The organism is Shouchella patagoniensis, from assembly GCF_002019705.1.
GTDB classification, from domain to species: domain Bacteria; phylum Bacillota; class Bacilli; order Bacillales; family Bacillaceae_D; genus Shouchella; species Shouchella patagoniensis.
Window position 1 is genome coordinate 1,619,321 of sequence record NZ_KV917377.1, and the last position, 14,471, is coordinate 1,633,791.

The 14,471-nt window shown below is 37.4% G+C and carries 15 protein-coding genes; 8 read left to right on the forward strand and 7 right to left on the reverse strand.

The annotated features are described in order from the left end of the window. Window positions 1-14: 14 nt before the first annotated feature. Window positions 15-1,394: a sugar transferase gene (locus BK584_RS08740; RefSeq protein ID WP_245808819.1), complete on the reverse strand. Its 1,380-nt coding sequence runs from the start codon at window positions 1,392-1,394 to the stop codon at window positions 15-17. 175 nt (window positions 1,395-1,569) lie between these two features. After that, window positions 1,570-2,601 (reverse strand): glycosyltransferase family 2 protein, encoded by a 1,032-nt coding sequence (locus BK584_RS08745; RefSeq protein WP_078392249.1) that lies wholly within the window; start codon window positions 2,599-2,601, stop codon window positions 1,570-1,572. A 218-nt stretch (window positions 2,602-2,819) separates the two neighbouring features. On the opposite strand from BK584_RS08745, the gene BK584_RS08750 reads away from it, so the two are divergent. The 5 genes from BK584_RS08750 (at window position 2,820) to BK584_RS08770 (ending at window position 8,127) form a co-directional block, all read left to right on the forward strand. Then, on the forward strand, window positions 2,820-3,599 hold the full coding sequence (locus BK584_RS08750; RefSeq protein ID WP_078392250.1) for an SGNH/GDSL hydrolase family protein: 780 nt from the start codon (window positions 2,820-2,822) through the stop codon (window positions 3,597-3,599). 272 nt (window positions 3,600-3,871) lie between these two features. Further along, the gene (nrdI, locus tag BK584_RS08755) at window positions 3,872-4,264 is read left to right on the forward strand and encodes a class Ib ribonucleoside-diphosphate reductase assembly flavoprotein NrdI (protein WP_078392251.1); all 393 of its coding nucleotides are present in this window, start codon (window positions 3,872-3,874) and stop codon (window positions 4,262-4,264) included. Continuing rightward, window positions 4,191-6,329, forward strand: a complete 2,139-nt coding sequence (nrdE, locus tag BK584_RS08760; protein WP_078392252.1) for a class 1b ribonucleoside-diphosphate reductase subunit alpha — start codon at window positions 4,191-4,193, stop codon at window positions 6,327-6,329. The genes nrdI and nrdE overlap by 74 nt, the downstream gene beginning before the upstream one ends. Window positions 6,330-6,364: 35 nt before the next feature. Continuing rightward, window positions 6,365-7,369, forward strand: coding sequence for a class 1b ribonucleoside-diphosphate reductase subunit beta (gene nrdF / locus BK584_RS08765; protein ID WP_078392253.1), 1,005 nt, complete (start codon window positions 6,365-6,367; stop codon window positions 7,367-7,369). Window positions 7,370-7,506: 137 nt separating this feature from the next. Beyond that, a complete protein-coding gene (locus BK584_RS08770; protein ID WP_078392254.1) occupies window positions 7,507-8,127 on the forward strand; it encodes a hypothetical protein in 621 nt (206 codons plus the stop codon). A gap of 53 nt (window positions 8,128-8,180) precedes the next feature. On the opposite strand, the gene BK584_RS08775 is transcribed toward BK584_RS08770, so the two are convergent. Further along, window positions 8,181-8,726 (reverse strand): cysteine hydrolase family protein, encoded by a 546-nt coding sequence (locus BK584_RS08775; RefSeq protein ID WP_078392255.1) that lies wholly within the window; start codon window positions 8,724-8,726, stop codon window positions 8,181-8,183. Window positions 8,727-8,827: 101 nt separating this feature from the next. Here BK584_RS08775 and BK584_RS08780 point away from each other — a divergent pair, with 101 nt between their 5' ends. From BK584_RS08780 to BK584_RS08790, 3 genes are all read left to right on the forward strand, one after another. Further along, window positions 8,828-9,022, forward strand: a complete 195-nt coding sequence (locus tag BK584_RS08780; protein WP_078392256.1) for an SE1832 family protein — start codon at window positions 8,828-8,830, stop codon at window positions 9,020-9,022. Window positions 9,023-9,188: 166 nt separating this feature from the next. Further along, window positions 9,189-10,481: a glycoside hydrolase family 18 protein gene (locus BK584_RS08785; RefSeq protein WP_078392257.1), complete on the forward strand. Its 1,293-nt coding sequence runs from the start codon at window positions 9,189-9,191 to the stop codon at window positions 10,479-10,481. A gap of 158 nt (window positions 10,482-10,639) precedes the next feature. Beyond that, the gene (locus tag BK584_RS08790; protein ID WP_078392258.1) at window positions 10,640-11,395 is read left to right on the forward strand and encodes an SDR family oxidoreductase; all 756 of its coding nucleotides are present in this window, start codon (window positions 10,640-10,642) and stop codon (window positions 11,393-11,395) included. A 146-nt stretch (window positions 11,396-11,541) separates the two neighbouring features. Here the strand turns inward: BK584_RS08790 and BK584_RS25330 are convergent, their stop codons facing one another. From BK584_RS25330 to BK584_RS08805, 4 genes are all read right to left on the reverse strand, one after another. Further along, complete coding sequence (locus tag BK584_RS25330) at window positions 11,542-11,664, reverse strand: hypothetical protein (protein WP_281255740.1); 123 nt, start codon at window positions 11,662-11,664, stop codon at window positions 11,542-11,544. A gap of 125 nt (window positions 11,665-11,789) precedes the next feature. Next, complete coding sequence (locus BK584_RS08795; protein ID WP_078392259.1) at window positions 11,790-12,485, reverse strand: hypothetical protein; 696 nt, start codon at window positions 12,483-12,485, stop codon at window positions 11,790-11,792. Between the two features lie 4 nt (window positions 12,486-12,489). Continuing rightward, complete coding sequence (locus BK584_RS08800) at window positions 12,490-13,584, reverse strand: ABC transporter ATP-binding protein (protein ID WP_078392260.1); 1,095 nt, start codon at window positions 13,582-13,584, stop codon at window positions 12,490-12,492. A gap of 7 nt (window positions 13,585-13,591) precedes the next feature. Further along, the gene (locus tag BK584_RS08805) at window positions 13,592-14,467 is read right to left on the reverse strand and encodes a carbohydrate ABC transporter permease (protein ID WP_078392261.1); all 876 of its coding nucleotides are present in this window, start codon (window positions 14,465-14,467) and stop codon (window positions 13,592-13,594) included. Between the last annotated feature and the right edge of the window lie 4 nt (window positions 14,468-14,471).

The window sequence follows — 14,471 nt, forward strand, 5'->3', positions numbered from 1 at the left end:
GGAAGGAATCTCTATTAATGACTTTCCTGTTTCCGTGTAAGGTAGGAAACTTTTTTATTATTCTTCTTAGGCGCTTCTTCTCCTTCTGATTTTGCCTTATTAATGACAACAAGTATCGTTTGCATTAATATTGTACAATCCAACCAAAAAGAATAGTTTCGAATATAATGAAGATCAAATTTCAACTTTTTATCTGCGTTTGTCGTATATTTCCCCATCACTTGTGCATAACCAGTAATACCAGGTTTAACTGCATGACGGTAATTAAACCATTTGTTTTCTCTTTGAAATTTCTCTGCGAAGAAATCCCTCTCTGGTCTAGGACCAACTAACGACATATCTCCTTTTAATACATTTAACAGCTGAGGCAATTCATCAATTCTAGTTTTACGGATGAAACGCCCCATTTTTGTAATTCTTGTATCACCTGACTTCGCTAATGTTGGTCCTGTTTTTGATTCAGCATCAATAACCATCGAGCGAAACTTTAATATGTTAAACGGTTGATGATTCTTACCAATGCGTTCTTGCTTAAAGAATACAGGTCCACGATCTTCTAACTTTATACCGATTGCAGCAATTAGCATAACAGGCATTGTAGCGATAAGCATGAGAATCGATGCAGCAATATCTACAACCCGCTTCACTAAAAGCTGAGTAAGCGTTAGCGTAAAAGGTTTTACTTGCATGACCATCGTATCATCCATGGTTGTAACAGAAGTATTCATTAATAGCATGTCATTTACTTTTGGAACAACATAAACCAATTTCTTTTTTTTCATGGCATGGAACATTAATCGATCTTTTTTTTCTTCTTCAAGCTCTGATCCAAAAAAAACAACATTGTATTGATTGATTTGTACTTTAAGCTGGGCTAAAGATTCGCGTTTGTTATACCACCTTACGTAGCTACTTTTTGATAAAAATGAGGCAAGACTATGTTCCATTTCTTCAAACTCTTTTTCCGTACCGATAAACATGACTTTCCCTTTGCGTGAAAGTTGACTGTACTTTGTATAAGCCGATTTCCACACAAATAGTAGTACAAAAGCAATAAAATGAGCAGCTAACAAAACTGAGCGTGGCATCGCGAATTCTCGAAAGAAGAAAGAGACTGTCATTGTCAGCAACAAAATAAAAGTCACTGAAATAGCAAGCTTCCTAATAATATCCCATATATCATATTGGATAAGACGATCTAATTCGTAAATCCCGAGAAACAACACGCTAATGACTAAAATCCATGGCAATACCGATCCAAAAGCATCGTAGTTTTTTGGAGTCATCTGCTCTTGGAATATTAAGAATGCGAGACCGTAAGAAAGAATAATTATTAACAAATCGACGATCATCGTTAAACCACGCGCCGTTCGATTTGGGATCATATTTGGCATGAGCATGACTCCTAGTTTCATAGTGTTTCAATCTAACGATCATTTTATCATAAGACTTAAAGAAAGTCTTTGAGTACCTTGAACTTAAGTGAAAAATTCACAGCTCTCTAAATTGTTACATCATTTTTCACAAAAAAAGCTCTTTCAAAAAGAAAGAGCTTTACAAGTACTACTATTATCCCCTCGCTTTCTTCCAATAAACTGCAGTGAAGAAAGCTTTAAACGAACCAAATCCTCGAAAAAAATGTAGTATGAAAAAAGTTAGCATACAAAGTGGCCAGTAACGGATCCCTTCCTTTTTGACATAACCAAATGAGGCTATTGCATTCAAAAGAGTGTATAAACCTACAGCTACGAATAAACAGATAGCCGCATAATTCGAAAACAGTGCAAATATAAGCAAGATGAGACCCATTACAAAAGCAAATAAAGGCGCCTTATGACGTGTTCCTAATGCTCCAGGCGTAATCCTGTTAGCGATAATGTTCCACATTCCATCCCCTAATGATTTATCAATTAATCCCTTAAGAGTAGGTCTTACAAAATAAGTTGAAGCGATTGTCGTTGAGAGAAAAAAAGTCTTACCGGCATCACGCATCCGCTTATGAAACTCTATGTCTTCATTTCTTTTTAATGTTTCGTCAAATAAACCCACTTCATCAAACACTTCTCGCTTGTATGCTCCGTATGGAACTGTATCAACATATCCTTCCCAGTGCCTTCCCTCAAGAGTTCTAAATTTTGAATTCCCCACACCAAACGGGTGAGAGTATACATACTCATTTACTTTACCTTGCTTCCCCTCACCACGCGAATGAATAATCCCTCCGACGACATCTGCTTCAGGGTTTTCCTTTATAATCGTTGCATACTGTTCTAAAAAGTTATCAGGAATTGTTGTATGGCCATCAATCCGGAGGATATAATCACCAACTGCATGCTTTATGCCAAGGTTCCAACCAATTGGTAATGTCCTTCCTTGGTTTTCAAGCAACTGAACTTCCGTATATTTCTCACTATACATTTTAACAATGGATGCCGTTTTATCAGACGATTGTCCATCAACAACAATTAATTCCATTGTAAAGCCTTGTTTTTTCTGATTTAGTAATTTATCAAGTAAACGTGTAATATAAGCTTCTTCATTTCTAATAACAAGCAATATGGTCAAATGGGGGTTTATTGCTTGCTTTACTTGTTCTTTCATTCACTGATCCCCTTTTTATTTTAATACAGTTTAGAATGGTCTTCATACTACCCGAAAGCGACCGATAAGTAAATTAGAAATCGATTATTCAACTAAATGCCTCTAAATTATCTACATAATAGATAAAAAATAAAGAATTTTTCTCGTTTTCTCTTTCTATGTGTAAAAACGATAGCTATAATAGTATGTAGAATTTTGATGGAAGGGATGTCTTTTTTTTGAAAAAAACAATTTTCCCGTTGCTTGTCTGCCTTATGATAGCAGGTATTATACTTAGCAGCCTATATTATCAACAACAAATAGCTGGAATCGCGAAAGATTCTACTGAACCGAGAAGTGCATCTACTACTGCTAGTGAAAAAGAAGAGGGAATTGTAGATAACATTGAGGTCTATTCGGATGGATGGCTTGGTTCGCTCTTAAGTTCGGACCCTAATAAAGAACACAAGGTTGTTTTTTTTGGATCTCATTCCCTAGTTAGTATGGAAGATGATCCAGGATGGCCAGAGATTACGATGGATAAAACAAATGACCGGCTTGCCCCGTTAACAATTAATCATGACGTCATTCTTATTGATAATGATACAAGTACCGAAGATTTGGACGATCATTGGATTAAACAAATTGTTGAAAAAGAACCAACTATTATTATTGCAGAGTCATTAACTTTAAATGATAATAGTTCCGCAATTACCATTCAACCACAACAATCGGTTGATAATTTAAAAACGTTTTTTGATCAGCTCACTCTAGAATTACCATCAGTAGAAATTATTTTAGTTCCTACAAACCCAATTGGAGAAGCTAGCTTTTATCCATTACAAATTGACACTTTAAACGAAAACGCGCAATCATTAGGCGTTGATTACTTTGACCATTGGGATGCATGGCCTGAAGACGTCCAAGCCCGTGAACCTTTTCTAAAAGAGGGACGGCCTAGTAAAGCTGGTCACGAGCTTTGGGCAGAAGCATTTCTTGAATTTTTTATCGATTCATAAGCTTACGTGATAGGTTTATTTCCTTTTCATTTCTCTATATTTCGTTATAATAGTGGACGTTCTGCTTTTAGTGGAACGCCTTTTTTTGTCGAAAAAACGTTTTACACTAGTTATCCACAACACTAGCCCTGCTAATACCTCTATTTTTGCATTTGTGCACAGGTTGGGGATAAAATCAATATATTGATTTTATGATGTTTATTAGCTACCATATGTGGTATTATTACTACATTGCTTTAAATTACAGCAAACGAAACTGGAGTTGTGGCAAAATGAAAATTGTGTTTGATTCCAGAACAGGGAATGTTAAACGGTTTGCTGCAAAGTTACCCTTTGACTGCGAACAAATTAATGATTCCACCTACGTGGACGAGCCCTTTGTTCTAATAACGTATACAACAGGATTTGGGGACTTATCTCCAAAAACTCGAACATTTTTAGAAAACAACTATGAATGGCTAAAAGGCGTAGCAGCAAGCGGTAACCGCATATGGGGAGACCGCTTTGCAAGAAGTGCCGATACAATCGCAAACACTTATAGTGTACCCATTCTGCATAAATTTGAGCTTAGCGGAACGTCTAAAGACGTTGATGCATTTGCACAGGAGGTTTATTCCATTGACACAGTTAACACAAAATCAAGTGCCAAAGTGGGTTCAGCTTAATAATGAACTTATGATAACGAAAGACGGGAGTTACCAGTTTGACAAAGACAAAGAAGCTGTACATAGCTATTTTGTTGACCATATTAATCAAAACACTGTTTTCTTCCATGATCTTGAAGAAAAAATGGACTACTTAATTGAAAACGACTATTACGAAGAAGAGCTACTTAATCTTTATACAATGGATGAAATAAAAGAAGTGATGAATGTTGCTTATAATAAAAAATTTCGTTTCCCATCGTTTATGAGTGCATTTAAGTTTTATAACGACTATGCGCTTAAAACGAATGACAAAAGTAAAATTCTCGAACGTTATGAAGATCGAGTTGCAATTGTTGCTCTATTCTTTGGAAATGGTGATGTTGAAAAAGCAAAAAAACTCGTGACAGCGATGATTTCTCAAGAATTTCAACCTGCCACACCAACATTCTTGAATGCCGGACGCAAACGTCGTGGTGAGCTCGTTTCTTGCTTCTTACTTGAAATTAATGATTCACTAAACGACATTAGTCGCGCTGTCGATATTTCCATGCAGCTATCTAAGCTTGGTGGTGGTGTCGCTTTAAACTTATCTAAACTTCGTGCTAAAGGTGAGGCAATAAAAGATGTAGCTAATGCAACAAAAGGCGTTGTTGGTGTTATGAAACTTCTAGATAATGCGTTCCGTTATGCTGATCAAATGGGGCAACGTCAAGGTTCTGGTGCTGCATATTTAAATATATTCCATGCGGATGTGAATGATTTTCTTGACACCCGTAAAATATCTGCTGATGATGATGTTCGAGTTAAAACCTTATCAATCGGTGTTGTTATTCCAGATAAGTTTGTGGAGCTTATGCGGGAAGATAGAGATGCGTACTTATTTTACCCACACACGGTATATAAAGCTTATGGACAACATCTCGATGAAATGAATATGGACGAAATGTACGATAAGTTGGTTGATGATCCACAAATTCGTAAAGAGAAAATTAACCCACGCCGTTTATTCCAAAAACTAGCGATTCTTCGTTCTGAATCTGGATATCCGTATATTATGTTCGCTGACAATGTAAATAAGGCTCATGCTAATAACCATATCAGTAACGTAAAATTCTCTAATCTATGCTCTGAAATACTTCAAGCATCTGAAGTATCAACTTATACCGATTATGACCAAGAAGACGAAGTCGGCTTAGATATTTCTTGTAACTTAGGATCCATCAATATTATGAATGTCATGAAAAACAAATCGCTTGAACAAACAGTCAGTATTGCAACTGATGCCTTAACACGTGTCTCTGAATCAACCAATATTACAAATGCACCAGCCGTGCGTCGAGGCAACCAAATGATGAAATCTATCGGACTTGGAGCAATGAATTTACATGGTTATTTAGCTGAACAACACCTTGCTTACGAGAGCGAACAAGCTCGTGATTTCGCTAACACCTTTTTTATGGCGATGAATTACTTTTCCATTAAGCGTTCTGCTGAAATTGCTCGCGACCGTGGTGAAACTTATTATGGTTATGAAGGTAGCACATACGCAAGCGGAGCTTACTTTGAACAGTATTTAGAGACGGACTTTACGCCTCAATTCGAGAGTGTTCGATCTTTATTTGAAGGCATGTTTATTCCAACAAGAGAAGATTGGGCAATATTAAAAGATTTTGTTGCTGAACATGGCTTGTACCATAGTTATCGCCTTGCTATTGCCCCAACAGGATCCATTTCTTATGTACAGTCTGCAACAGCAAGTGTTATGCCTATTATGGAACGAATTGAAGAACGGACTTATGGCAATTCAAAAACGTATTATCCAATGCCTGGACTTAATGAAAGAAACTGGTTCTTCTTTAAAGAAGCATACGACATGGACATGTTCAAAGTTGTTGATATGATTGCCACAATTCAACAACATGTTGACCAAGGAATTAGTTTTACTTTGTTCCTAAAAGATACAATGACAACACGCGACTTGAATCGCATTGACCTATATGCCCATCACAAAGGCATCAAAACGCTTTATTATGCACGCACAAAAGACACCGGCCAAGATAACTGCCTTTCTTGTGTAGTCTAAGCGTTTCATTCGGATTTCAAATAAGGAGAGTGCTTATGACACACGTATATGACGCGGCCAATTGGTCCAAACATGAAGATGATTTTACACAAATGTTTTATAACCAAAATGTAAAACAGTTTTGGCTTCCAGAGGAAGTTGCCTTAAATGGCGACCTCCTCACTTGGAAGTACCTTTCACCTGCTGAAAAAGACACGTACATGAAGGTGCTCGCTGGCCTAACTCTTCTTGATACAGAGCAAGGAAATACGGGCATGCCGATTGTTGCTGAACATGTTCAAGGGCACCAGCGCAAAGCCGTTTTAAATTTTATGGCGATGATGGAAAACGCTGTTCATGCAAAATCTTATTCAAATATTTTTATTACACTCGCTACAACAGAAGAAATTAATGATGTCTTTGATTGGGTTAAAGAAAACCCACGTCTTCAGAAAAAGGCTGATACAATCGTTTCAATTTATAAATCAATTAAATCTGGTGATGAAATCTCACTATTTAAAGCAATGGTCGCATCCGTCTATCTAGAGAGCTTCTTGTTCTACAGCGGCTTTTATTATCCGCTTTACTTTTACGGACAAGGCAAACTTATGCAAAGCGGTGAGATCATTAACTTAATTCTTCGAGACGAAGCAATTCATGGAGTATACATTGGGTTGTTAGCACAAGAGATTTATAACAAACAAACTCCAGAAAAACAAAGTGAACTGCAAGAATATGCTATTGATCTCTTAAAGAAACTTTATAAAAACGAATTGGCTTACACTGAAGAATTGTATGATCCGGTTGGACTTTCACATGATGTGAAGAAATTTATTCGCTACAATGCGAATAAAGCGCTAATGAACTTAGCCTTTGAACCATATTTTGAAGACGAAGAAATCAATCCAATTGTATTAAATGGCTTAAATACAAAAACAAAATCCCATGACTTTTTCTCAATGAAAGGAAATGGCTATAAAAAAGCTACTGTTGAACCATTACGTGATGATGATTTCTTCTTTCCAACAGAAGAAGGTAAAGTGACTCAAGAGCAGATCTAACATCTGCTCTTGCTTTTTTTATGGACAGCACCAAGCAAAATTTAAAATCCTCTTGCTTTGCTTGTCTGTGTATACGATAATGAACAGGTTAAGACAAGCGGAGAAAAACCGCTTTTTTCGACAGGGGGAAACAAACGTTGGGAAAAATGGATGAAATGATTGTCGTTGCGCCGCGAAAACATGTTTTTCATAATGAATCTCTTACTTTTCAAGGGGTAGTCAGCAGTCATGAACAAGTCGCAACCATTATGAATCGCATTAATCGCCATTTTAGTGAAATGCGCCGTGGCAACGCAGAGGAAGATATTGCCTTTAAACAGCCGATTCCATATGTCGTTATTCGTAGAGGTTCAGAAATCTATTCATATGAACGTTTAAAAGGCGGAGGTGAATCTCGTCTACATCAAAAACTCTCCATCGGTTTTGGTGGGCATATGAATGCAATTCTGTCGTCTAGCTTTTCTGAAATGCTTGAAGCCAATACACAGCGGGAACTACATGAAGAACTTTATTTTGATTCTACCAAGCAAAAATCTATGCAAACGATCGGTTTAATTAACGATGATGAAAATGAGGTCGGTCGTGTCCATATCGGTATTTTATCTGTTCTTAACTTAGAAGATGATGCAGAAGTATCCGTGAAGGAAACAAACCAACTGGCAGGCCGCTGGATGACATTAGATGAATTAACTAAACCAGAAGCCTATGATCGCTTAGAAACATGGTCTCAATTCGTGGTTGATATATTTAAAAAATAAAATTTGTTCATGCTAAAGAAAGAGGGAACCTAAGAAAAAGGTCCCTCTTTTTCTTATATAATTTGTGCCCCCAATGCATTTTCAAAATGACGTAAGGCCCATTCATGTCCACTTTTATCGAAGCTTGCGACAGCATCCTTATATATAGTAAGTTTGTACCCTAACGAGTAAGCATACACAGCTGTATGCAGCACACATATATCAGTTACATCTCCAACAAGGTGAATGTCTGTTACTCCTCTTTCCCGCAACAACAAGTCCAAGTTTGTTCCTACAAATGCTGAGTACCTCGTTTTATCAAGCCATATGACATGATCTTCGTTTTTGATCATTTCATAATGTTCTTTTACTTTTCCATAAAGCTCCCTCCCTTTTGTGTTACGTATATTATGAGGTGGGTATAAAACTGTCTCTGGATGATGTTTATTTCCCTCTTCATGAACATCTACTGCATAAACAATTAAGTCTTGATTCTGATGAAATTGATGCACTCGCTCCAATAAAGGAATTTCTATCATTTGTCCTGGTTTTCCCACTGATAAAGCTCCATCACTAGCAATAAAATCATTTGTATAATCAATGACCAGCAAAGCTTTCATACCACTCACACCTTCCTTTTTAACAATTGTACCTTAAAAGTGTACATCCCTCTCTATTTTTGATACGTTTTTACAGAATACATCGATTAGGAGGGATTTACATGAAGACTGTTCAAGAACTTGAAGCTCAATTGGCTGAATTAAAAAGCGATTTCATCCGCATTCAAGGTGACGTAGAGAAAATTGAAACCACCGGTGGTAATGTTGCATTAGCCGTAAAACAGCTTACTGCTCTTGAAAATGAAATTGCAGAAGTCCGAACCCAATTACGAGAAGCTTTAAAAAAGGATAACTAGTTTTTTATTCACATGCCTATCTTTTCTACTACCGAGATAGGCACATTTTTTCTCTAAATTGCATTCAATAAAACTTTTAATTAAACGTAACTCTGGAGTTGTGTATTGCCCTTTTCTTGCATATCTATTTACAAGTATGCAAAGTCAAAGAAAGGGGTTATTTACTATGCAAATTCATGTTGTACAGCCAGAGGAAACGCTCCAAGGTATTTCCCAGGCATACAGCACATCAGCACAATCGATTATAGAAGCAAATGAATTAGACGCGCCAGATCAACTCGTCATTGGTCAAACACTCGTTATCCCTATTTATGGACGCTATTACTTTGTTCAACCAGGTGACTCTCTCTCTCTCATTGCCAATCGCTATGGCATTCCTGCCCTAGAACTTGCCCGCATTAATGGTATTCCATTAAATCAAACGTTATATCCAGGTTTTCGTCTTTATTTGCCTCCAGGGCAACTAATGGAGATTGAGACAAACGCTTATATTGAACCCATGGGTGAGACGGTCAGTCAAGAACTTCTCTCAAGTGCACAAAATGTAGCCTCATACTTAACTTACCTTGCTCCATTTAGCTATCAAATAAACAGAGATGGTAGCATAGCTCAAGTACCACTTGACAGCATACCAGATATTGCCGATCAAACTGGAGCTTCTTTAATGATGGTTATAACGAATTTAGAAGAAGGTGCTTTTAGCGGAGAACTAGGGCAAACCGTTTTAGAAAACGATAAATTGCAAAACGCACTTCTAGATTCAATTATCGCGGAAGCCAATCGGGTTGGGCGTTTCTCGGATGTACATTTTGATTTTGAGTTTCTCCCTCCTACCATGCGAGAACCTTATAATCAGTTTCTTGAGAAAGCAGTAGGTCGTTTGCACGAGCAAGGATTACTTGTTTCAACAGCACTTGCCCCTAAAACAAGTTCGAGCCAAGAAGGACAATGGTATGAGGCACATGATTATGGTGCGCATGGAGCTATTGTCGACTTTGTTGTACTTATGACTTATGAATGGGGTTATTCTGGTGGACCACCTCTTGCAGTATCACCCATTGGTCCTGTAACCGAAGTAGTTGTCTACGCCTTAACAGAAATACCTGCTGAAAAAATCATGCTTGGGCAAAACCTCTATGGATATGATTGGACGTTACCTTTTACTCCTGAAGGCGATTATGCTCGAGCGCTAAGCCCTCAACAAGCAATTTCTGTCGCACGAGAAAACAACGTGACAATTCAATATAGTGAGCAATCTCAGGCTCCATTTTTCTTTTATACAGATACTAATGGTGCAGAACATGAAGTTTGGTTTGAAGATGGCCGATCAATCCAAGCTAAGTTTGACTTAATCAAGCGCTATCGACTGCGAGGCATCAGCTATTGGAAGCTAGGACTTTCCTTCCCTCAGAATTGGTTATTACTTGCTGATCAATTTGAAATAAGAAAGCGTAGTTAAGATGTCCACTCGTTGGGTTATTCCAGCGAGTTTTTGTTTATTTATGTAGTAAAAAGTGAATATAATATACATAATTTAATTTCTACTTGATTTTCAGCTTTAGCGACTTCCTTTGTTATTATAGCGATACCAAAATTATAGATAAGAAGGTGTTTAGTATGAAACAAGAAATGATCATTATTACTGGTGCAGCATCTGGAATTGGTCGCGCAACTGCAATTGCGTTTGCTAAACAAGGTAAATCTTTGGCATTAATTGATCAAAATAAAGGAAATTTAAAAGAAATACAAGCTGAATTTGGCGAAAAACTTATCTCAATTTATGAAGGAGACGTCTCTAATCCAGAGCAAATGAAAGAGATCTTTACTAACATCGCCATGTCAACAAAAACTGTTACCACTCTTTTTGCTAATGCAGGAATTAATGGCATATTTACATCAATTGAAGCGTTTGAACCAGAAGATTGGGATAAAACCATGTCCATTAATTTAAAAGGCACATTTTTAAGTGTAAAATATGCCATTCCACTTATGAAAGAAAATGGTGGAAGCATTGTGATTACAAGCTCAGTTAATGGTACCCGTGTTTTTTCGAATGTTGGAATGGCCGCATATAGTTCGTCGAAAGCAGCAGTTGCTGCTTTCGGCAAGATGGCTGCACTTGAACTTTCTAATTATGGCATTCGGGTTAATGTTATATGTCCCGGAGCCATTCAAACAAATATCGGAGAACGTACACATAAACATGAAACAGAGCTGAAATCACTAGAGTTTAAAAAAGAAACAGACCGCTCTCCCACACCACCTGGTACGCCGGAACAAGTAGCGGATATGGTTACCTTCTTAACCTCTGATAAAGCAAAGCATATAAGTGGAACTGAAATCGTTATTGATGGCGCTCAAACACTCCTATAAAAATTCGTGTTCTAAATTAGCTAGCAGTCACATTTGGCTTGTTAGCTTTTTTATATTCGATTTCTTTGTTTCATTTAAAACTTATCGTTTACATGATTACACTCATTAAAACAATAAAAATAGCCTCAACCACATTTAGGTTAAAGCTACACGGAAAAGAAAATCCAGTAGATAAGGGCTACAATTCCCATCCAGATTGGCAAACTCAGTAAAGTGCCCCACAGCACTCCAATCATAAAGCGCCCGTCTTGCATCACTTGATCCCTCATTTGCACTCCTCCTTTTATTAGCATTTTAAACAAAAAGGAGGTTAATTATTCCTACATCTTTTAGCAACTCTTTTATATTATGGAGAATTCATGTAGTGAGTTCGAAAAACATACAAAAAAAGCGCTCATATATGAGCGCTTTTTTGAAGGGCATTGTCCGTTCTCCCTTCCATTATAAGTTCAGAACGGCTAACTACCCCGCTCGTCATTCGATTAAAGAATAATGCTGCTATTCCTGGCAATAACAACGCATTCCCAACAATTGTTACTGTAAGAAGTGCAGCAAACAGTGCTAGTTGGATAAAGCAACCCATTGTATAAAGTGGATTGGCCAGAAGTAACTTTACACTCGTTATCATCGCTTTTGGTAGAGTTAACTGGTGTTTTATAATGAGTGGCACTGTATACAGCTGACTAAGTGCAATCATCCCTGCAAAATACGTTTGGAAACAAGCAATTGCGAAAGCAAACCATGTTCCTTCAACCGACCAATGCCACCAAGAAGCAATTAAGATTAGAACAAAAGCTCCAAAAACACAAGCAATCCCTACACCCTGAAAATAATGTCGCTTTACTCCTTTTAAGAATTCAAGTATTAATGGGCTTTTTTTATTCGTGAGCATTGACTCTACACAAACAGACGCGCCGAAAAAAACAGGTCCTCCAACTACAAGCATATAAACGATCGCTAACTGCCATGGTAAAAATAAGACAAAAGGTATTAATGAAATAGAAACGAACAAGCTTATCGCAATAATGGAGACAATGTAATGATACATATCTTTTGCTGTTACTCGAAGGATCGATGTTACAGAAAACATATACTCACCCTATCCGTTGCTCGGTTTTTTTATTAAAAAGATGCATTTTCTCCATTTGAAAGGATACACGGACATTTTCACCAGGACGCACAAAGGATTCACCTGATATTTTCGCAATAATATCACTTTCATTTACAGAGAAATAAAGCAAGTTTTCTGCACCTAGATGTTCAAATACCTTAATATTTACATCAAGATCTCCTTCTTCTCCTAAAGAAAGTTTAATATGTTCAGGACGAATTCCAAAGATAACTTCTTCTCCAATATAACCCTCGGTCATTTTTTTAATTTCTTTAGGAATTGGCCAGAGCCTATCACCAATAAGTATTTCATTAGCGGAAGCAACCTTAGCCGGAAGAAAATTCATTGCTGGTGAACCAATAAAGCCCGCTACAAATATGTTAGCTGGTTTGGCATACAGCTCTTGCGGCGAAGCAATTTGCTGAATTTCACCTTTGTTCATAACCACAATCCGCTGTCCTAGTGTCATTGCTTCCACTTGATCGTGTGTAACGTAAACAATTGTTGCACCAAGACGCTGATGAAGTTCTGCCAATTCGATTCGCATTTGAACACGTAATTTCGCATCTAGGTTCGATAAAGGTTCATCAAAAAGAAATACTTTCGGATCCCGAACAATCGCTCGCCCTACTGCCACGCGTTGACGTTGTCCTCCTGATAATTCACGCGGCTTTCTTTCTAATAATTCATCCAATCCTAAAATTTTTGTGGCATACTCGACTTTGTCGTCAATCAAAGTCTTTTCGGTTTTCATGTTTTTTAAACCAAAACTCAAATTTTGTTTAATCGACATATGGGGGTATAATGCATAATCTTGGAACACCATTGCAATATCTCTGTCTTTTGGATGGACATGATTCACAAGTTGATCATCAATATAAATATTTCCTTCAGTTTGTTTTTCAAGCCCAGCAATCATTCGTAAAGAGGTTGTTTTCCCACAACCAGAAGGACCTACAAAAACAAGAAACTCTTTATCTTTGATTTCAAAATTAGCTTTATTTACGGCCGTAAAAGCCCCGCCCTTTTTTCCATCAAAAAAAGTTTTAGTAATTTGATCAAAAACGATTGTAGCCATTTTTCACCTATCCTTTCACAGCCCCAATGGTAATGCCTTGCAAGAAGTATTTTTGCAAAGAGAAAAACAAAATAAACATTGGCAGTGCTGCCACAACTGATCCAGCCATCATAGCTCCAAAATCAGTTGACTCTGCAAATTTAAAACTGGCCAGCCCAATTTGTATCGTCCTCATGGAACTTGTTTGCGTTACTAAAAACGGCCAGAAAAATTCATTCCACGTAGCAACAAATGTAAAGATTGCCAAGACAGCAAGGCCAGGCTTCGAAATAGGCAATATGATCTTATAAAAGATACGCCATTCACTACATCCATCTATTCGAGCTGCTTGAATAAGTGTCGACGGTAACGTGGACATGTATTGCTTCATTAAAAATATATTCCCCACAGTTGCAAACATCGGCAACATGATTGCCGTGTACGTATTACCCAATTGAAATGTATTAACCACAATAATATATACCGGAATTAAAGTTACTTGTGCAGGAATCATCATTGTTCCTAATAACATCCAAAAAATCATATTCCGACCAGGGAACCTTAGTTTAGCAAATGCATACCCTGCCAAAGAACAAAAAAGAACGTTCGTGAACGTTAAAACGGAAGATACGAATAAACTATTGCCTAGCCAGCGCATCGCATCTGTTTCAGTAAAAAAACGAATATAAGTCGCAAGCGTAGGTCGTTTTGGAAACCATTCTGGAGAAAAAGACGCTGTTGCAGCTGTATCTTTAAACGACATAACAAACATCCAGTAAAGTGGTATTAGCGTTATAACAATCCAAAAAAATAAAATAAGGTAACTAATGATTCGGGCAGCCGCCTTTTTCCGTTCTGGACGACGGTTTAAAGGGGTTTCATGGTTAATTGCTGGTTGGCTCATTCTG

Coding starts and splice junctions, on each gene's coding strand:
- BK584_RS08790 (WP_078392258.1), top strand. CDS start 10,640: ATGAAACAAGAAATGATCATTATTACTGGTGCAGCATCTGGAATTGGT.
- BK584_RS08780 (WP_078392256.1), top strand. CDS start 8,828: ATGAAGACTGTTCAAGAACTTGAAGCTCAATTGGCTGAATTAAAAAGC.
- nrdF (WP_078392253.1), top strand. CDS start 6,365: ATGACACACGTATATGACGCGGCCAATTGGTCCAAACATGAAGATGAT.
- BK584_RS25330 (WP_281255740.1), bottom strand. CDS start 11,664: ATGAGGGATCAAGTGATGCAAGACGGGCGCTTTATGATTGGAGTGCTG.
- BK584_RS08805 (WP_078392261.1), bottom strand. CDS start 14,467: ATGAGCCAACCAGCAATTAACCATGAAACCCCTTTAAACCGTCGTCCA.
- BK584_RS08745 (WP_078392249.1), bottom strand. CDS start 2,601: ATGAAAGAACAAGTAAAGCAAGCAATAAACCCCCATTTGACCATATTG.
- BK584_RS08800 (WP_078392260.1), bottom strand. CDS start 13,584: ATGGCTACAATCGTTTTTGATCAAATTACTAAAACTTTTTTTGATGGA.
- BK584_RS08740 (WP_245808819.1), bottom strand. CDS start 1,394: ATGCCAAATATGATCCCAAATCGAACGGCGCGTGGTTTAACGATGATC.
- nrdI (WP_078392251.1), top strand. CDS start 3,872: ATGAAAATTGTGTTTGATTCCAGAACAGGGAATGTTAAACGGTTTGCT.
- BK584_RS08795 (WP_078392259.1), bottom strand. CDS start 12,485: ATGTTTTCTGTAACATCGATCCTTCGAGTAACAGCAAAAGATATGTAT.
- BK584_RS08775 (WP_078392255.1), bottom strand. CDS start 8,726: ATGAAAGCTTTGCTGGTCATTGATTATACAAATGATTTTATTGCTAGT.
- BK584_RS08785 (WP_078392257.1), top strand. CDS start 9,189: ATGCAAATTCATGTTGTACAGCCAGAGGAAACGCTCCAAGGTATTTCC.
- nrdE (WP_078392252.1), top strand. CDS start 4,191: ATGCATTTGCACAGGAGGTTTATTCCATTGACACAGTTAACACAAAAT.